Source organism: Vibrio agarivorans, from assembly GCF_030409635.1.
In the GTDB taxonomy this organism is placed as follows: Bacteria; Pseudomonadota; Gammaproteobacteria; order Enterobacterales; family Vibrionaceae; genus Vibrio; species Vibrio agarivorans.
Genome location: NZ_JAUFQF010000004.1, coordinates 2225288 through 2242544 on the forward strand (window position 1 = coordinate 2225288; position 17257 = coordinate 2242544).

At 42.7% G+C, this 17257-nt stretch carries 19 protein-coding genes, 1 tRNA gene and 1 pseudogene; 13 read left to right on the forward strand and 8 right to left on the reverse strand.

The features are described 5' to 3' along the window. Positions 1-56: 56 nt before the first annotated feature. Both QWZ05_RS18785 and cls read right to left on the reverse strand, forming a co-directional pair. Positions 57-1262, reverse strand: coding sequence for a cystathionine beta-lyase (locus QWZ05_RS18785; RefSeq protein WP_290300004.1), 1206 nt, complete (start codon positions 1260-1262; stop codon positions 57-59). A gap of 87 nt (positions 1263-1349) precedes the next feature. Continuing rightward, entirely contained in the window at positions 1350-2804 is a 1455-nt protein-coding gene (gene cls, locus QWZ05_RS18790; protein WP_290300007.1) for a cardiolipin synthase, read from the reverse strand. Positions 2805-3005: 201 nt separating this feature from the next. Here cls and QWZ05_RS18795 point away from each other — a divergent pair, with 201 nt between their 5' ends. Next, positions 3006-3710, forward strand: coding sequence for a TIGR01621 family pseudouridine synthase (locus QWZ05_RS18795; protein ID WP_290300009.1), 705 nt, complete (start codon positions 3006-3008; stop codon positions 3708-3710). Between the two features lie 4 nt (positions 3711-3714). Continuing rightward, positions 3715-4659 carry a class I SAM-dependent methyltransferase gene (locus tag QWZ05_RS18800; protein WP_290300011.1) on the forward strand — a complete coding sequence of 315 codons (945 nt, stop codon included), beginning with the start codon at positions 3715-3717 and terminating at the stop codon, positions 4657-4659. A 251-nt stretch (positions 4660-4910) separates the two neighbouring features. On the opposite strand, the gene QWZ05_RS18805 is transcribed toward QWZ05_RS18800, so the two are convergent. Continuing rightward, entirely contained in the window at positions 4911-5354 is a 444-nt protein-coding gene (locus tag QWZ05_RS18805; protein ID WP_264877305.1) for an META domain-containing protein, read from the reverse strand. 160 nt (positions 5355-5514) lie between these two features. On the opposite strand from QWZ05_RS18805, the gene QWZ05_RS18810 reads away from it, so the two are divergent. Both QWZ05_RS18810 and QWZ05_RS18815 read left to right on the forward strand, forming a co-directional pair. Continuing rightward, the gene (locus tag QWZ05_RS18810; RefSeq protein WP_264877306.1) at positions 5515-5769 is read left to right on the forward strand and encodes a DUF1289 domain-containing protein; all 255 of its coding nucleotides are present in this window, start codon (positions 5515-5517) and stop codon (positions 5767-5769) included. A gap of 21 nt (positions 5770-5790) precedes the next feature. Continuing rightward, positions 5791-6963: a BamA/TamA family outer membrane protein gene (locus tag QWZ05_RS18815; RefSeq protein WP_290300013.1), complete on the forward strand. Its 1173-nt coding sequence runs from the start codon at positions 5791-5793 to the stop codon at positions 6961-6963. A gap of 77 nt (positions 6964-7040) precedes the next feature. On the opposite strand, the gene QWZ05_RS18820 is transcribed toward QWZ05_RS18815, so the two are convergent. Continuing rightward, positions 7041-7262, reverse strand: coding sequence for a hypothetical protein (locus QWZ05_RS18820; protein WP_264877308.1), 222 nt, complete (start codon positions 7260-7262; stop codon positions 7041-7043). Positions 7263-7526: 264 nt separating this feature from the next. Here QWZ05_RS18820 and QWZ05_RS18825 point away from each other — a divergent pair, with 264 nt between their 5' ends. Continuing rightward, positions 7527-8252, forward strand: coding sequence for a nitroreductase family protein (locus QWZ05_RS18825; RefSeq protein ID WP_290300015.1), 726 nt, complete (start codon positions 7527-7529; stop codon positions 8250-8252). A 27-nt stretch (positions 8253-8279) separates the two neighbouring features. Here the strand turns inward: QWZ05_RS18825 and QWZ05_RS18830 are convergent, their stop codons facing one another. Next, positions 8280-8630, reverse strand: coding sequence for a Rossmann-fold NAD(P)-binding domain-containing protein (locus QWZ05_RS18830; RefSeq protein WP_290300016.1), 351 nt, complete (start codon positions 8628-8630; stop codon positions 8280-8282). 83 nt (positions 8631-8713) lie between these two features. On the opposite strand from QWZ05_RS18830, the gene QWZ05_RS18835 reads away from it, so the two are divergent. Then, on the forward strand, positions 8714-9079 hold the full coding sequence (locus tag QWZ05_RS18835) for a PilZ domain-containing protein (protein ID WP_290300019.1): 366 nt from the start codon (positions 8714-8716) through the stop codon (positions 9077-9079). 46 nt (positions 9080-9125) lie between these two features. On the opposite strand, the gene folD is transcribed toward QWZ05_RS18835, so the two are convergent. Beyond that, on the reverse strand, positions 9126-9983 hold the full coding sequence (gene folD, locus QWZ05_RS18840; protein WP_290300021.1) for a bifunctional methylenetetrahydrofolate dehydrogenase/methenyltetrahydrofolate cyclohydrolase FolD: 858 nt from the start codon (positions 9981-9983) through the stop codon (positions 9126-9128). Between the two features lie 199 nt (positions 9984-10182). Between folD and QWZ05_RS18845 the strand changes: the two genes are divergently transcribed. After that, a tRNA-Arg gene (locus QWZ05_RS18845) sits at positions 10183-10259 on the forward strand. A 164-nt stretch (positions 10260-10423) separates the two neighbouring features. Here the strand turns inward: QWZ05_RS18845 and QWZ05_RS18850 are convergent. Beyond that, positions 10424-11569, reverse strand: coding sequence for a hypothetical protein (locus QWZ05_RS18850; RefSeq protein ID WP_290300023.1), 1146 nt, complete (start codon positions 11567-11569; stop codon positions 10424-10426). 108 nt (positions 11570-11677) lie between these two features. Here QWZ05_RS18850 and QWZ05_RS18855 point away from each other — a divergent pair, with 108 nt between their 5' ends. From QWZ05_RS18855 to QWZ05_RS18865, 3 genes are all read left to right on the forward strand, one after another. After that, positions 11678-11866: a helix-turn-helix transcriptional regulator gene (locus tag QWZ05_RS18855; protein WP_290300025.1), complete on the forward strand. Its 189-nt coding sequence runs from the start codon at positions 11678-11680 to the stop codon at positions 11864-11866. A gap of 78 nt (positions 11867-11944) precedes the next feature. Beyond that, positions 11945-12685 carry a hypothetical protein gene (locus QWZ05_RS18860; RefSeq protein WP_290300027.1) on the forward strand — a complete coding sequence of 247 codons (741 nt, stop codon included), beginning with the start codon at positions 11945-11947 and terminating at the stop codon, positions 12683-12685. A 124-nt stretch (positions 12686-12809) separates the two neighbouring features. Next, positions 12810-15227, forward strand: a complete 2418-nt coding sequence (locus QWZ05_RS18865; protein ID WP_290300029.1) for a DEAD/DEAH box helicase family protein — start codon at positions 12810-12812, stop codon at positions 15225-15227. A gap of 101 nt (positions 15228-15328) precedes the next feature. Here the strand turns inward: QWZ05_RS18865 and QWZ05_RS18870 are convergent. After that, positions 15329-15565 (reverse strand): annotated as a pseudogene (locus tag QWZ05_RS18870) (transposase); the annotation flags it as partial. A gap of 80 nt (positions 15566-15645) precedes the next feature. On the opposite strand from QWZ05_RS18870, the gene QWZ05_RS18875 reads away from it, so the two are divergent. The 3 genes from QWZ05_RS18875 (at position 15646) to QWZ05_RS18880 (ending at position 17115) form a co-directional block, all read left to right on the forward strand. Then, complete coding sequence (locus tag QWZ05_RS18875; RefSeq protein WP_290300031.1) at positions 15646-15888, forward strand: hypothetical protein; 243 nt, start codon at positions 15646-15648, stop codon at positions 15886-15888. 15 nt (positions 15889-15903) lie between these two features. Beyond that, on the forward strand, positions 15904-16230 hold the full coding sequence (locus QWZ05_RS22400) for a DUF6988 family protein (protein ID WP_390215911.1): 327 nt from the start codon (positions 15904-15906) through the stop codon (positions 16228-16230). A 135-nt stretch (positions 16231-16365) separates the two neighbouring features. Next, positions 16366-17115, forward strand: coding sequence for a DUF2971 domain-containing protein (locus QWZ05_RS18880; RefSeq protein ID WP_290300033.1), 750 nt, complete (start codon positions 16366-16368; stop codon positions 17113-17115). The last annotated feature ends 142 nt before the right edge of the window (positions 17116-17257 follow it).

The window sequence follows — 17257 nt, forward strand, 5'->3', positions numbered from 1 at the left end:
GCTATACAAGGCCGCTCTTTCTTATTATATCAATGGTTTGTAGATGGTGATGCGCTCTACGCAGTCGCGACACTGTCTAAAATTACAGAGTTATAACGAGAAAGCCCTCGCTCTAAATCTGCAATCAAGTCTTCGATATCTTCTAATCCGATATGCAGGCGTACTAGTGTGCCTGTGAAATTTGGATTTGCAACAGTACGCAAGCTATTAAAGCTTCTCGGCTCATTCGCCAAGATTAAGCTTTCAAAACCGCCCCAAGAATAGCCCATGCTAAAGTGTTCCATACCATCGAGTAGAGCGGTCGTCGCTTTGCTATTGCTAGTTTTAAGAACAAATGAGAACAAGCCGTTACCACCAGTAAAGTCTCGTTTGAAAAACTCGTGCCCTGGGCAAGTCTCAAGTGCGGGGTGACGCACATGGTCGACTTCTGGGCGTGCTGCTAACCACTGTGCGACTTTGAGGCTGTTTTCTGCATGCTGTTTGAGGCGTACATCCATTGTGCGTAGGCCACGCAGACCTAGATACGCGTCATCAGGTGATACGCACTGTCCCATCAGGTAACTCTGTTCACGCAGTTGATCCCAATATTTTTCTGACGCGACCGCTGTGCCAAGCATCACATCCGAGTGGCCAACGATATACTTGGTAGCTGCTTGGATGGAAATGTCCACACCATGTTCGAATGGTGAGAAGTTAACGCCCGCAGCCCAAGTATTATCAAGCATGACAATAATATCTTGCTCGTGGGCAATGCGTGCAAGCGTTGGAACGTCTTGAACTTCCATGGTGATCGAGCCTGGAGATTCAGTGAAGAGTATCTTGGTGTTAGGCTTGATATATTCACGAATGCCTTCACCCACCTCAGGTGGGTAATAGGTGGTTTCAATGCCCATCTTTTTGAGAATGGTATTACAGAAATCACGAGTCGGCTCATAACAGGTATCGATCATAAGCACGTGATCACCCGTTTCGACAAAGGATAGAATAGCGTTGGAAATGGCAGCAGTACCGCACGGGTATAAAGCACAACCTGCGCCGCCTTCAACTTTTGTCATGGCATCTTGGAAAGCAAAGTGTGTTTCAGTGCCTCGGCGTCCATAAAACAGGGTTTTGTTGGCGCGGTTAATGGTGGCCTGTTGTTTCTCTGCAACCGTATCAAACACAATCGTTGAGGCGCGCTGAACCGGTGGGTTAACCACACCATGCGTCCATTTTTTGTCTCGTCCCGCTGTGATCAGCGTAGTCTTTTTGCCTTCAGACATTGATATTCCTTTATTCGGTTGAGTTCAGTTATAGCTATGACCTTCTCAACAAAAAGACATCTTTGCAACCCCTAGCTGGCTGTACCACTAGAGTAAGGGATTAAACAGGTAGTAAAAGCGCTCTAACAGACGGTTTTTAACAGGGCGCTCTTGCCATTTGTCGAGATCAACCGGATATGACTGCTTGATGTACTGCTTTTGTAGATGCGTCATCTGGTCGGTAAACTCTTGATCTTCAACAGCGAGTGAGACCTCGAAGTTGAGCCACAAGCTGCGCATGTCCATATTAACCGTACCCACTAGACAAAACAGATCATCAATCACCACCGACTTGGTGTGCAGTAGCCCACCATCAAACTCATAGATTTTGACACCAGCTTCGAGCAGTTCGGTATAAAACGCCCTAGAAGCCCATTGCACCATTAAGGAGTCGTTCTTATGAGGAATAATCAACTCAACGTTAACGCCACGCTGAGCGGTGGTTTTTAAGGTTTCTGTCAAATCAGCGCTAGGCACAAAATAGGGTGTGGTGATGCGTACTGTGTGCTTAGACTGATGAATCGCGAGAGTCAGTACTTGTGAAATGAGATGATCAGGCATACCCGGGCCAGACGGCACGACTTGAATCGGCAGAGGACGTTCAGGCTCGATAATCGGGCACTCTGGTACTTTTGGCAACTCACGTTTACCGGTCTCTACTTCCCAGTCCCAGCTATGGATCGCTGAAAGAACATTCACCGTAGGGCCTGTTACGCGAATCATAATATCAATCCATTGACCAACACCTGAATCTTGTTTGAAGTGCTTAGGGTCAACAAGGTTCATTGAACCTGTATAAGCAACTTCGTCATCAATGACGATAATTTTGCGATGCTGACGCAGGTCGAGACGGCGAAGGAACATTCGCCAAGGCTTAACCGAGAGAGCTTGGCGGACTTGTATGCCGGCATCTCTCATCATTGTGTACCAAGAACTGCGGAAAAAACGCGGGCTACCCGCTGAATCGAGTAGCACTTTAACTTCAACACCACGCTTCCGAGCTTGAATCAGAGCACTGGCTACCGCATCAGCCAGTCCACCGGGGTGCCAGATATAGAACACCATCTTAATGGAGTGTTGAGCATGATTAATGTCTTCGATGATCGACTCTAGAATTTCATCTGGGTTGGTGCGAAGGTCTAAACTATTACCGCACAGTGTTGGAATACCGATACGACGATTACATAGCTCATCGATAGGAGAGATATGAACATCCATACGTTCTGGAGTATGAGCTTGGCACTCATTGAGCAAGCTAAACCAATCACCAAAAGGGGTAAACATCTCTAAAGCGCGGTCAGCACGTTTGCGTCCAAGATTCAGCTCGCCAAACATGAAATAGCAAATGACCCCAACCACAGGAATAATGTAGATGATCATTAGCCATGCAAGCGAGACACTGACAGATCGTCTTTTTAGAACCACTCGAAGGGTAACACCCGCAACGAGAAACCAGTAAAGCCCAATTAACGTAAGCGTGAAATAGTGATAAAAAGCGTCCATTTGGCCCTGCCAACTCGAAGAGGAAGCAACATCATATACTTAAACAATAGCAACCCCAAGAAACCTCATTACGTAACGTTGATATAGCACACATTTTGCCAAGCAGTCCCACAAATGAATCCCACTTAAAATCTAGCGTTAAGTTCTTAGTTCAAGTATTTGCGTTGAGTGGGTATACTGCGCGACAAATAGTGAGGGCTTATGTTCGATATAGTTTTTGATGCACCTGATTTTGTGGTGATAAACAAACATCCCAATGTGTCTGTACACAAAGATGATGGCGATACCATGTTGGTGGAAGAAGTGAGTCAGCAACTTGGGTGTGACTCATTGTATTTAGTTCATCGACTCGACAAAATGACATCCGGTCTTCTGTTGTTGGCTAAAACCGGCGCTGCAGCGTCTGAACTATCATCCAAGTTTGCTCAGCGAGAAGTTGAAAAATACTACCTTGCTATCGCGGATAAAAAGCCCAAGAAGAAACAAGGCCTAATATGTGGTGATATGAGCCGTTCACGTCGTTCTGCGTGGAAGCTAAACCCGACCACTGAAAATCCGGCCGTGACGCAGTTTTTTACCCAGGCAACAAGCGCAGGGCAACGATTATTTCTCTGCAAGCCCTATACTGGCAAAACACACCAGATCCGTGTTGCAGTTAAGTCAGTCGGTTCAGCGATTGTAGGTGATCCGATTTACAATCCACAGAGCGAGGCTGATCGAGGCTATTTACACGCATTCTGTATCGGCTTTGAGTATCAGGGAAAGACATATCGATTGAAAGTCGACCCATGTACTGACAGCACGGGAGAATTATGGCAAGCCCCTAAAGTGGTCGAAGCGGTTCAGAAATGGGCGTCACCTTGGCAACTCTCATGGCCAACATTACCAAAATCAATTACAGGTTAAATACATGCAGTTACAACAACTCTCTACATTCATCACACAGGTAGAGCAAGCACTACAAGTCGCACCGGATGAAGTTCGCAGGCTGTTTCATGGTCGTGGTCGTCGTTGGGAAGGGCTTGAGCAGATAACTTGTGACTGGCTGCAAGGTCAACTCGTCGTGAGCCTGTTTAAGGCGGTGGATGAAGAGTTTCTCAATGCACTACGACAAGCACTGGTTGCTTTGGCAGAGGGTGACCTTTGGCAACAGCGCGAAGGGCGTTGTATCTTATTGCAGCACCGATACGAATCAGGAGCACCAGCAGAAGTCATTAGCGGTGAGCTAGAATCACGACCTGTTGTGGTTGAAAATGGCTTGAAATATCAGCTTCACCTTGGCTCGAACCAAAATGCGGGCTTGTTCTTTGATATGCGCTTGGGCCGAGAGTGGGTACAACAGAACGCGAAACATGCAAACGTACTTAATCTGTTTGCCTATACTTGTGGCTTTTCAGTTGCGGCGATTGCGGGTGGTGCTGATCAAGTGGTGAATCTGGATATGGCAGGGGCGTCACTAAGCAAGGGGCGCGAAAACCATAAACTGAATGGACACAAGGTTCAGCAAGTAAAATTTATGGCGCATGACATCTTTAAGTCGTGGGGAAAAATCAAGAAAAATGGCCCTTATGATCTGGTCATTATTGATCCGCCATCATTTCAGAAAGGCAGTTTTGCGCTAACCAAAGACTATAAAAAGATCTTACGCCGCTTGCCTGATTTGCTTACTGAGAACGGTAAAGTGATGGCATGTGTCAATTCACCCGCAGTGGGCAGTGAGTTCATTGTTGATTCAATGCAAGAAGAAGCGCCAGAGATTCAGTTTGTTGAACGTCTAGACAACCCTCCAGAGTTTGCAGATATAGACGCGGAGGCGAGTTTGAAGGTGATGTTGTTTGAGCGTAAGCCATTATAAAACATTAGTCCTTTCTTAATTTTTATGTGGGCTCGTTCTCTTAACTTTTGTTAGTTGTAACTTATCAAATTTTTATTCTGGTTGTTATTCATTAGCCAGTCACCCTGAATTTGTTTCAGGGTCTAGTTACAGCACAAGAAAAGGGCGGAGAGTGCGCCTTGAGTAGATACTGAGTCAAGCTCAGTATGACAAAATCATAAAGGCTCGCAAACCAATTGCGAGCCTTTCTTTTAACGAACGGAGTAATGGAATTAATTTACCCAGTCACGCAAGTTAAACGTTAGCGTATGAATGCCGTTTGAAAGAACCATCTGTTCTTTCGTTAGAGTCACGTCACTCCATTCCATTAACGTTTTCGACATCGCTTGCTCAATTTCCATTGCAGCGTCAGGGCACATTTTCATTGTCATGCCCATTTTGTCGATGCGAATTTGATTGTCTTTAAGTTCAGCTTGGCCGAAAAAGTTGTTACAACCCGCGTTACCATTGGCTGTCATGTTTTCGCCGATTTCAAGGCGTGGTGCCGCTTGCTCATTTTCAAGTGTGATATCTTGACCATCAATTTGTACCAACTCCCAGTTGTGGTGTTGGAAATCAGTCGCTGTCAATTCCATACTCTCTCCATTACTCTGGCAAGCAGTCAGTAGCACAGGTAATGTGATTGCTGCGAGCAGTGATTTTGAACTAAGCTTCATAGGATAAACTCCAAAAAATAAATGGCGTAAGTGCCAACTAGCAATGTGTTGAATTGTATATAATAAAACAGTGTTTTTGTTAGCGCACTGTCATGATTGCATATAGTATAGATGAAATGTTGCAATAACTCCCTTAGGTAGAGAGCAGAGAGGAACTTTAGTGAAGGAACAACTTGAGTTTTTTAATATACCTAGCCCTTGTATCGGAGTGTGTAGCACTGATGAGCGTGGTTATTGCAAAGGGTGTATGCGAAAAAGGGAAGAGCGCTTTAACTGGCTTAACTTCACACCGCGAGAGCAGAAACATATTATTCATTTGTGTCGCCAGCGATATCGTCGCAAAATGATGAAAGATAAGATAAATCACCCTCAAGAAGACGATTCAAACGGACCCCAAGAGTCGCTTTTTGATTGATCGGGAGAAGGACCCTCGACCATGAAAAAGACGCTCTGCCTTGCTTTTACGTCTATCAGCCTCATTTCATTTTCTAGCCATGCTTCTACATTTACTGATCCAATCGACGGTATGTTCGATATGGGGGAGTATCTAGCAGAAAACGCTTACGGATTCTTACCCGTACCGATTGTTATTACTGAACCCGCAGTGGGATTTGGTGCAGGCATGTTCGGTGTATTTCTTCATGAAAATGAGCAAGAGAAAGAGAAGCGTAAGAAGCAGGCATTACACTCTCTCGATGGTGGTGCACGGCTAATTCCTCCTGCTGTAACGGTGTTCGGTGGCGCTGCAACTGAAAACGGTACTTGGTTTGCTGCGTTTGGTCATCGACGGACTTGGAAGCAGGATTCTATTCGTTATATGGGGGGAGCGGGGTATGGGAATGCTTTTGTCGATGTGGGTGGATTGTTTGAACGCACAATAGAGACAGATACCAAAGGGCTTGGTGGTATACAGCACCTTCAGTTTCGTATGGATGACAGTGATTTGTTTTTGGGATTTTCTCAGAGTTACATTCGTTCAGAAATCCGCTCAAGCAATAATTTTGTCGATGCAATTTTTAAACGACGCTTTGGAGAGAGCTCAACGACATCCGGGCTAGGAATAACGCTAGAGTACGATACGACGAATAGCTTCTTTTTCCCGACCGAAGGAATGAGTATTGAAACGGAATACAAATGGTATCGTGACGCTTTCGGTAGTGATTTTGAATACGATACCTTTGCATTCAGTGTGACAAAATACCAACCCTTATCCTCACGCTTTACATTGGTAGGGTATGCTACGTTAGATTCTTTAGAGCAAAAGGAAGAATCCAACGCGCCAAACTTTCCTGGTCTTTCCCTGCCCCCATTGGCTAAGCCCTATATTGATATGCGTGGCATTGCTGCTTATGCCTACTCTGGTGATACGGTATCAACTCTGCAAGCCCAGCTAATGTGGCACATCGGTCCCCGTTGGTCACTATTAGGTTTTGGTGGAGTTGGCAGTGTTGCTGATCAGGCGTCAAATCTATACTCAGAGAACGAGTGGGCATACGGGGTCGGTTTTCGCTACCAAATCGCAAGACGGTATGGCATCCATATGGGAATGGACTTTGCATTTAGTGACGATGAAAATGCCTTCTATTTTAATTTAGGTTCTGGTTTTTAAAGCTCAGGTGCTAAATATATTGAAGCCCTCATTTTCGAGGGCTTCATGAATAAATGCGGTAAAGTGGTCAAAACTTGCTATTTCATATTCCACATGTCACTGACCCAACCACCAGCGCTTTCATCGAAGTGTGCTCCGCTGAATCTGGTGTTGGCTTCAATAACACTATCTTTATCCGGTCGTTCCTCCATCAGGTGATGGATATAGTCTGCCATAGGGTCGTGCGTTTGCACTCCTTGAGTCTTTAAAGCCGCTTCTTTGATCAACTGCAAACGATAAGATGTACTCGCGCGTCTCATAACATTCCCCTATGTTTTTGTGGACTAGAGATAAAAATCTAGATGGCGAATATTTAACCGTCAAACTCGTTTTTATACTATTTTTGTCTAAATTCATTCCTAGATGTACTTAAAGGGGTAAATTAATGAATGTTCTGTGAATTTTTTATTATGAATTATTTGTGACCAAGTCATATGCAGTAAGGGGTAGAGTGCATAAGTCAGAGTATTTTTGCAGTAAGTTGCGTATAATCGCGCCAGTTAAAAATCAGCAGTAAGTTTCAAATGCAAGACATCAAAACTCTCAGTGAACTTCTTCATGCCCGTCGTTCTGTTCGTAAATATGACCCAAGTGCTCAATTCAACCATGACGATGTGCAAAAGGCACTCGAATTAGCACTATTAAGCCCTAACAGCAGCAACATGCAGTTGTGGAAGTTTCATCGCGTAATTAGCGAAGAGGTGAGGGCAAAGATCGCTCACTACTGCATGGGTCAAAATGCCGCAAAAACCGCGAATGAATTGGTGGTTATCACCACAACACCTCAATATTGGCGAGAAAGAGCGGAGCTCAATGCGCAACAAGTGCGAGACGCTTTTGAAGGTCGTGATGATGCTATCGCAAAACGAGCGCTGCAATATTACGACAAGTTGATTCCAACGTTATACAACAACGATAAATTGGGTGTTCGAGGATTACTTCGTCAGTGTTATAGCTGGTGGGTAGGGCGTAATAAACCGATGGTTCGTGAAGTGAGCAAAGCTGATTTACGTGTTTGTTTACACAAAAGCACATCACTGGCATCAATGACTTTCATGTTAGCGATGCAGGATATGGGCTACGACACTTGTCCAATGGAAGGGTTTGACTCTAAGCGCATTAAAGCAGAATTAAAGCTAAGCCAAGATGAAGAGATCACCATGGTAATTTCTTGCGGTGTAAAAGCCGATGATGGTATCTACAGCTCAAGACACCGCATCCCATCTTCTCAAGTCATCAAACAGTACTAATGGTTAAGGGCTAATAGTTTTGTTAGCTCAGTCCATTGTTACTGGTTGAACAGCCGCTTCTGCATCAGACTTTGCCTCTGATGCAGCAAGCAGTGATTTGGCGGCACGTTCGAGATACCACATTTTATACTGCTCATCACACCAAGACTTACTCAAGTTACGTCGATTAAATTCAGCACCGATTGCAACTTGAGTTTGCGTTGTGCTGCGGCCGTAGTACAAAGTTTCACACAACTGAATGTTAGTCATGCCTTGGGCATAAACGTTAACTGTGCTGCCACGCATACCAAGTTGCGTTGCTTGGTTGTGAGAGCAAGCACTTAGGGCGATGACTATCCCCAACACTAATGTGTTTTTAGTAAATATGTCCGAAATCATTGATTTATGGTCTGATATTCTTGAGTATTATGCATTCTAAACGATCTTTGACTCAATTTTTATCTAATTAAGGAGAATTAGTTTTGCCATCTGTAACAGCGCTTCCAGAATTTGAGCAAAAACGCCGTCATTTTCGCCTGCGCTACCCAAAACGCGCGAGACCTGTGATTCGTTTGGATGATCAGCACTTTCATGTCAACGAGCTTTCGGAAGGGGGAGTGCGTGTTGAAATGCGTCACCCCGAAGTGTATTTACCGGGTATTATGGTGACAGGACGTATCGCGCTAAAAGGCGGGCATTCTTTAGATCTAGAGGGCCAAGTGCTGCGAGTCGAAGGGAATGAATTGATTGTTGAACTGTTTACTGGGCCAAGCTTCAAAGACATGATGCATCAGCAAGGATTTGTCAGACGTCACTATCCATTGTATTTCACGAATGGAACCGAATAAAAAGCCCTCCGCAATGGGAGGGCTTAATTATCTTCAGCAACGGTGATTATTTGGTATGAAACTGCTCACAAGCAATCATCGTATTTTCAATTAGGCTTGCTACGGTCATTGGGCCAACGCCTCCAGGTACTGGCGTTATGAAGCTCGCGTTCTCTTTTGCTACGTTATATTCGACATCGCCGACTAACTTACCGCTATCAAGACGATTAATACCAACATCGATTACAACAGCGCCTTTCTTAATCCATGCACCTGGAATGAAGTTAGGTTTACCGACAGCGACGACAACAATATCGGCTTGGCGTACATGCCCTTCAAGATCTTTGGTGAAGCGATGACATGTGGTTGTTGTACAACCCGCGAGCAGCAATTCCAATGTCATTGGGCGACCAACAATGTTTGAAGCACCAACCACAACGGCATGTTTGCCGCGAGTTTCGATGTTGTAGCGCTCTAGCAAGGTAATGATGCCTTTCGGTGTACAAGAGCGTAATTTAGGAATACGTTGCGCAAGACGACCAACATTATATGGGTGGAAGCCATCAACATCTTTTTCTGGAGTGATACTCTCAAGCACTTTAGTGTCATCAATACCCGCTGGTAATGGCAATTGAACCAAGATGCCGTCAATCTCAGGGTCATTGTTTAATTCTTCCACCAGTGACAGCAACTCTTCTTCTGAAGTCGTTGCGGGTAAGTCAAAAGATTTAGAAACAAAACCGACTTCTTCACACGCACGGCGCTTACTGCCCACATAAACTTGCGAAGCAGGATCTTCACCTACCAACACAACAGCTAACCCAGGAGCACGTAAACCAGCATCCAGTCGAGCCTTCACACGAGCCCCAACTTCTGAACGAACAGTTTGAGAAATCAGCTTTCCATCAATATTTTGAGCAGACATGACATTCCTTTCGATTTTATGGTCATATATCGGCAAGTATTGTCGCAGATCTAATTGATAACATCTATAGGCAAACGTTTGCGTTGTGTTAAAAACCAACAGTTAGACAATTCGTGATTTAAAATTAAGCACTTGATTAGTAAAGTTGAATAAACCCGTTGATTTACACGATTCTCGCCTTATACTACATCCCTGTAGCGCGCCCTTAGCTCAGCTGGATAGAGCACGTCCCTTCTAAGGATGTGGTCGTAGGTTCGAATCCTACAGGGCGTGCCATTTATTTCGGGGGTTAGCAGGTTAGTACTTGCTAACCCCTTTTTGTTTTCTGCCATTTCTAGTCAAGTAACTAGTCAAGTAAGCGTGTTGCTTAATGTAATTAGTTGAAAGCCCTTTTCAATCTGCATTCTGAATACAGCGTACCGCTTTCAGTGTTTATGACCCTAGGCTTTGCCTTCTAGTTCTTTCATCAACATGCTAATTCTTTGTCGGGATAGATCCAGTTTCCTAGCTATTTCTGATTGATTCACCTTTCCTGTTTGTTCTCTCTGCTGCTTAGCTAGCCGCTGTATGCTTTCCCTAAGCTCCACATTAGCGTTTTTACCTTTTGTCGGACCGCTAGTAGACGTAGCGCTCTGAATCGTCTTAAAAGCTTCATACCTGCGTAGAACATTCAGTAGTGTTGAGAGTAACTCTTGTTCTGATGACTTCTTTAGCCACAGTTCAACGTCTTTATATGCCCAGACTGTGGCCTCTGTTGAATCTAAAGTATCTATGATTTTGATGATCCACACCTTCAAATCGGAAACAGTTTTATTTTCAAGTGTTGGAGCTAGTTTGCTTGCTGTTATAGGGTAGATTTTTTTGACTGTTTGGATAGTTGAAGCAATTGTCTTATCGAAAGGGTTGTCAGAAAGAGTGTGACTGACTATCGGTATTTGAATGTTAGGAGCGAAGCTCGCTGTCCAACTGTAAAGGTTGTGCGCTAATCTGCCGCCTTTCAAATATCCCTTTTGGTAATAGTCATACTTTTCCAGGGTACTTTCATCATCGCATAGCGTTTTTATTGCTGTAAAAAGCTGATTCTTCGCCTGTTTGTGAATCGCATGATTTCGGGTGCTATGGTGATCTTTACAGTAGTAATCTGATGAAAACGTACGTTTCCAGCACAGAGCACAGAAGGGGATTGAATTTTTTGTTGATGAAGAACGTCTTTCATATGTACGTCCTTTTGCAAACGATAGTTCTTGTTCTAGTGTGTCAACATAATCAATCACATCAATTGGATATGACATTAAATTTGAAAGCTGGAAACGCTGAAGTTGTTCAATGGTATTGTTCAATCCGCGGCAAGCATAGATCAACTCTAGAACAGAAGACGGTGATGATTTTTCATACTTTTTCGAAAAAGTCATTTCACAGGCCAGCACTGACGATATCTTTAGGTTTAGCTTTATATCCTTATATGCCTCGCCAATAAAAATGTTTTTTACCCCTTTCGCTTTGACTATACGCCTTCCTTCTAACTTCGCACGAACTTCAAGCTGGTCTATCGCTATTTTCATTTCTTTACGTAATTCATTACCCACAGTTTCATCTCGTCTGTCAATAGGGTTTAAGGTAATTATGATTCTTATGTCATTACAACGGATTACTTACTATAGCGTCAAGTTCAAAAACAAAATAAGAAGAAGAAAATGGAAGATAAATTTTTAAGACAAAAAGAAGTGGCGCAAATTCTAGGTGTGACGACTACGACACTCTGGCGCTGGAGAAAGTCGGGCATTATCACACAACCGATCCAATTGTCTGATCAGGTGGTTGGTTGGAGAGCTAGCACTATTGAGCAGTGGTTAGAAGCAAAAACGAGGGAGGGTGAGTCATGAAGCTTACTAACTCACGGACTTACTTACGTACATACGAACTTACTAACGAGCATTTAACTCATTTCGGAGGAGCTATCTATGACTGATTACATGAAAGCAGCTTATAACAAGGCGATGGAATCCGCTGGTTATGACACCGAACTAGGTTGCAAATATGAAGATTATCTAGATGCAATCCAGTTAGCAGAGTCGAACGGAAAACCAATTAAAAACCCATCACAACTGCAAAATGCAGCGGGAGGGAAGTACGCTAAAGCACGAGTTGCTTATACGTCTATAACGTCAGCGCAACCTGAAAAAGTATTGGTTAGAAATGCGCCCGATTGGTTTGTCAAACCTTTGAAAGAAGCAATTCAACTTGACATAGAGAGGCTGTGGGTTGAAGTAGACAAAGATATTTATGCAATTGTAAATAGTCAAACCCAATCAGCACACTCTGAGCTAGCGAAATGTTCTGAACAGTTATTAGAATCAGACTTGGTGATTGATCGTTTACAGGTCGAGTTAGAAGAGTTAAACGATTTAAGCCTTTCCTACAAGCAACTAAATTGTGAGTATGATGAGCTTAAAATCCAACATGACAAACGTCTAGAGCAATTAGCTGAGCAACAAAAAAAGTTGGATCTTAACGCTGGTCTAGAGAGACAGGTCACTACATTAGAGGTGAAGAGAGATAGCTTGAAAGAGTGCAATAACGCTCTTGAAAAGCAACTCAATGGCCTGAATCAGACCATTGAAACTCTACTTGTTAGGAATGGCTATCTCGAGGGTAGAATTGAGAAAATCACAACTAAACCATCCCCACATAGTAGCTCATAAGTTGAACTTCAGGCATTTATGCCTGACTGACCAGAAAAGTGCATTTTGTCCCTGTTACTTATATATATCACAGTCGAATTGCACTTTTCTCCCTCAATAAAAACAATAATAAAGAGAATAAAAAATGACAATTTTAGCACCAGATTTCCCTTTTGCGCATCGCGTAGTGAATGAGAGTCAATCAAGACGAGTATTAGTTTTAGCGTCTCCAAATCTAGAGTACAAAACTGAATTTGATACCGTTGTTATGCCACTCGAAGACGATGTATCAGATGTTAACGAGATTTGTAGTTATTATCGCAACGCACAGCAGGCAGTAACCCTTGTTGTAGATACAAGAAATGACCGTAAAAATGCTATCGCAGCATTAAGGGGTAATTTATTTCATAATCGTGTAAAAGTGATTGATATAGCCAACGATGAGGTTTTTCCACCCGTAGGAAAAGATCGGCTAGCTTATCTATTTCGGTCATTTGAGCTAACCAGAAATGGCACATTTTTGATTTATGCGGCTAGGGAGGCAGTAAAGAAAATCCCGATAGTTTATAGCTCATCAGAAAACCTTGTGGATGAATACGTATCAGATGAAACGTTACGCAATCCTATGATAAGAGCAATAGAAAGAAGGATTTCACAAATAGAAAAAATGGTTCAGCAAGACTTCGTACATGAGACAGAAATTAACAATGAAATGAAAGTGAGTAGCTTAGACTTGCTCTCGGAGCAACTGAGTCAACTAAGCACTGTCGCTGTCTATGCTGCAACTGGCACTGGAAAAACAGAAAAAATAATTTCGCCAATGGCGAAGCAGGCATCATCAACCAATAGAGTTGTATACATCTCGAATTTGATTGCTTTGGTTGATCAGTTTTGTGACAAGACTGGGGCAGTCTCGTACCAAAATGAGAACCGAAAATATCTTAGAGAAGCCAATGCTACTGCTGTCGTCATAAACAGCATCTGGAAACCACATCTTTTGTGCCAGATCTATGATGCAGAAGTTATCATTATCGATGAATTTGAAAAAGTGTTTAAAACGGTAGTATGCAGTGAAAACTCTAAAACGATGCAAGCTGACAAAGTTTTTGAAGCGCTGTGTTTAATCATAAAACATGCCCCTCGTGTTTTAGTTGCTGACGCAGATCTTACTGACATTTCGTTGGGATTCTTACGAACACTGAGAGGTGACCTAACTCTTGTTGATTGTAGTAAAAACCCGTATCTCGGTATGCAGGCTACGATTCAAGATAAGAACACATTTCTACAAAACCCTGAGACATTAAAGAAGGCTTTACTTACTAATAAAGTAATTCTCTTCGATAGCCTAAAAACCCTGAAGGAATCTGTTGTAGCCTTGGGATATGTAAATAGTGACGGGCTTGATTGCGAGAGCGTTGCACGAGAGCATGGAGTGTTAGTTATTCATGCAGATAACAAAGAGATGGATGCTCAAGCGGCATTCCTAGCAAACCCAAATGATGAGATAGGCAGTTACAACGCAATTATCGCATCTCCTTGCCTCGGCGCTGGGTTCTCTATCATAAAGTCTTATACAGACCAGGTTTGTATCGTGTGCGACGGAACCTATATACCTCGCGAGTTAGTTAACTTTGCTCGTCGCTTCAGATTGGCATCAAAATTATTGTTTGCTGTGAAAGATGTCATCTCCTACTCAAATGACGGTGAGTACATCGACTCCGACTTTTTAGCAGCTTCAAATGACAAGCAAAGACAAAGGCAAAAATTTGAACAGCAAAAACAAAAATTGAATGAGTTACTACCAATTTCTTTGTTGTTTACGTTGAAAAAATTGGGTTTCGAAGTGGCATGCATTACTAGAGATGAGCAACAGCGGAAATCAGCAAATCATGATGTTTTAAAGAGAAAAAGAGAAAAAAATAGAAGGGAAATAATAGCTGTTACTAACGCAAGAGATCTTACTTCCGAAACGGCGACCTCACTATTGATGTACAGTCAAAGAACATCACAAGATCTAGCATCTTTAGAGCGTTTTGACATTAAACGATTCTACAGTCTACCAAAAGTGGTTGAAAAAGATGTTGTTTTTCATCGGCAGTTTGATCGAGTATTGTTTGCACACTTACCATTTGTCTTAAGTGATGAACGGTTGAAGAGACAAGAAAACTATTCACCAGAAACCCAACGTGTAGCGTCGTTAATCTGTTCAGTGCTGTTTCAATACTATGAATTTAATGATAAAAAATCCAAGCTCTTTTTGAACTATGACGAGAGGGTTAGACTTGTTAATGCGTTGCATCAGAATGAGAAAATACTAAATTCATACTTTCCTGATTACTTTAAGCTCAGAAGGGTTGAAACCCCCTCTCAAGCTACGCGATATCTTAATTCGCTAATATCAAAACTTGGATTTGAAATCGGTAGGAACAGTCCACGGCTTCAGAAAGCAAGAATATCTATGACTCACTATGCAAGAATGTATAAAGCTTACCTTGTAGGATGTAATCCTCCTCTAAAAAACGGGACGATCTACACAAGAGTTTCAAGCTCTAGCTTGAGTTAGTGCAAAAAATGACAGAATTTGATATGGAAAGTTCGTAGGCTCCAAAGTGGGGCCTTTTTATTTTATGTGGCAATTATCAAGAAGTTAATTGCCACATGCTGGGTTTTACTTTCTTTGTAGCGGAACGTCACCGCACTCTCATCCACCTTGATGATATCGTTATCGGGTAACACGCCTCGATAGAGGTAACGAGAAAGGTATTCCAGTGCATGCTTCCCCCGACCAACACAGCGGCAATCGACTATCCATTGGCTTGGTATCTGCGTTGGTAGCCATAACTGAGGATGCTCATGGATAGTGGCCAGCAGTCTTGCCCGCCATACCTTAGCCAATGCGAAAGTCAATTGGGTTGCTGTGTTGTCTTGTAATCCACTATGCTATACATTCCCTAATGTCATCAAGTGCTGAGAGGTGAAGAATGAGTAAAATACGACCATCACAAAAAGAACTTCTTGAGGGAATGACTTCTTCTACTGTACACGCTGATGAATTTGCACATGTAACACCAATAGAGCTAGGGCTAGGGCAAAATGATGCTCTTACGGAAGAAGATAAAATTAGGCTGGTTTACTCTCGGTTTTTCGACATCAAAGAAGATGACTTAATGGAAGGCGATAAGTTTTTCACTGAATTAGATTTGGGCAAATATGATGAAGCTTAGCTCGCAGATATCATAATGTGTGAAATATACCTACTGACCTGTATTAGCCAACTTGAGAAACACGCTCCTAAAAATGCTGTAGACCCACTTCTCGAATTCAAAGAATACTCGTGGAAGCCACTCAGTTCTTACGTACATGGTGGATTACATGTAATCGAAAGACATAGTAAAGGCTATCCGTTACCCATGTTAGAGCAAGTCCTCAAAAATTCAAATGGTGTCAATGGATTGGTTGCAGTTCTCGCATCTATTTTAACTGGGCAACCTCAGCTAACTAAAGATGTCTATGAATCGTTTAAAGCCTATTCAGACTGTTTCCAAACAAGAGTGCCATTCGAATAATCAACACATATTTGCCCCTTTTTGTGCCAGTAACGCTCGACCTCACAAATCAAGTTGAGGTTGTTTGACCAACTATTTCTTATCTGTGTAACGTCAATAATTAGAGACCTTTCAGCATCAAGAGATTGCGTATAGATGAGTTATTTCCATTACACAAATATTGAGTCACTGTTTCACATTGTTCAAACTAGAAAAGTTTGGTTTAGTAGTCTCGCTTTTATGAATGATGAGATGGAAGGATTTGAGTTACATCAGGTTCTCGCTGAGGTCCTTGGTCTCAAATATGAGGAAGAACAGTGTAAAAGCGCCCTCAAGCTAATCGATGCCACTATTGATACTCACCTGAGGTATCAGATGTCTTTTAGCGCTTCAACTTTGAAAGATGATATTAGCCAATGGCGAGCTTATACAACTCTAGGCTTAGGGGTTTGCATTGAGTTTGAAGATGGATTTATCGATGCCAATGCAAGAAAAATCAATTGTGTATATGACTTTGACAGCAAGCGTAGAGCGGTTATTAAAGATAGGAACCTCAAGGCCGACGATGAATCTTTAAACAATCTTCTATCAACGCCGAATGGCAGGGAAAAGTACGTAAAGTCGATTATCTCCGCACTAATAGGTTTTAAAAACCAGTCATTTAAACCCGAAGAAGAAGTTCGGTGGGTGCTCAGTATCGATGGTGCTAATGATAGCTCTATAAAGTATCGTCCCCACAGACTTGGCTTAACAACTTATACAGAAGTTCCAATTGATTTGTCACATATCAAGACAGTTACCATTGGTCCTCAAATGCCATCGCAGAACTTAAAAACCATTGATGACTTTTTGATGATTCATGACTGTCCAGGAGTCGTTTCAAAGTCAAAAGTTACCTTGAGGTAGGGATGTAACAAGAAGATGCCCCGTTCCTTGTTACGAATGCTGTCCCCTCTGCAGTACCCTGATCCTGTTTGCCCTACTTTTTCTTATGCCCAAGAGTGATGATTCTTTTGTAGTCATCGCAATACAAGGTACTGGCGTTATG

Bases quoted from the DNA above. Each gene is read 5' to 3' on its own strand.
- QWZ05_RS18860 (WP_290300027.1), top strand. From the start codon at position 11,945: ATGACTGATTACATGAAAGCAGCTTATAACAAGGCGATGGAATCCGCT.
- QWZ05_RS18825 (WP_290300015.1), top strand. From the start codon at position 7,527: ATGCAAGACATCAAAACTCTCAGTGAACTTCTTCATGCCCGTCGTTCT.
- QWZ05_RS18805 (WP_264877305.1), bottom strand. From the start codon at position 5,354: ATGAAGCTTAGTTCAAAATCACTGCTCGCAGCAATCACATTACCTGTG.
- QWZ05_RS18785 (WP_290300004.1), bottom strand. From the start codon at position 1,262: ATGTCTGAAGGCAAAAAGACTACGCTGATCACAGCGGGACGAGACAAA.
- folD (WP_290300021.1), bottom strand. From the start codon at position 9,983: ATGTCTGCTCAAAATATTGATGGAAAGCTGATTTCTCAAACTGTTCGT.
- QWZ05_RS18865 (WP_290300029.1), top strand. From the start codon at position 12,810: ATGACAATTTTAGCACCAGATTTCCCTTTTGCGCATCGCGTAGTGAAT.
- QWZ05_RS18875 (WP_290300031.1), top strand. From the start codon at position 15,646: ATGAGTAAAATACGACCATCACAAAAAGAACTTCTTGAGGGAATGACT.
- QWZ05_RS18795 (WP_290300009.1), top strand. From the start codon at position 3,006: ATGTTCGATATAGTTTTTGATGCACCTGATTTTGTGGTGATAAACAAA.
- QWZ05_RS18815 (WP_290300013.1), top strand. From the start codon at position 5,791: ATGAAAAAGACGCTCTGCCTTGCTTTTACGTCTATCAGCCTCATTTCA.
- QWZ05_RS22400 (WP_390215911.1), top strand. From the start codon at position 15,904: ATGTGTGAAATATACCTACTGACCTGTATTAGCCAACTTGAGAAACAC.
- QWZ05_RS18820 (WP_264877308.1), bottom strand. From the start codon at position 7,262: ATGAGACGCGCGAGTACATCTTATCGTTTGCAGTTGATCAAAGAAGCG.
- QWZ05_RS18880 (WP_290300033.1), top strand. From the start codon at position 16,366: ATGAGTTATTTCCATTACACAAATATTGAGTCACTGTTTCACATTGTT.
- QWZ05_RS18855 (WP_290300025.1), top strand. From the start codon at position 11,678: ATGGAAGATAAATTTTTAAGACAAAAAGAAGTGGCGCAAATTCTAGGT.
- QWZ05_RS18830 (WP_290300016.1), bottom strand. From the start codon at position 8,630: ATGATTTCGGACATATTTACTAAAAACACATTAGTGTTGGGGATAGTC.
- cls (WP_290300007.1), bottom strand. From the start codon at position 2,804: ATGGACGCTTTTTATCACTATTTCACGCTTACGTTAATTGGGCTTTAC.
- QWZ05_RS18800 (WP_290300011.1), top strand. From the start codon at position 3,715: ATGCAGTTACAACAACTCTCTACATTCATCACACAGGTAGAGCAAGCA.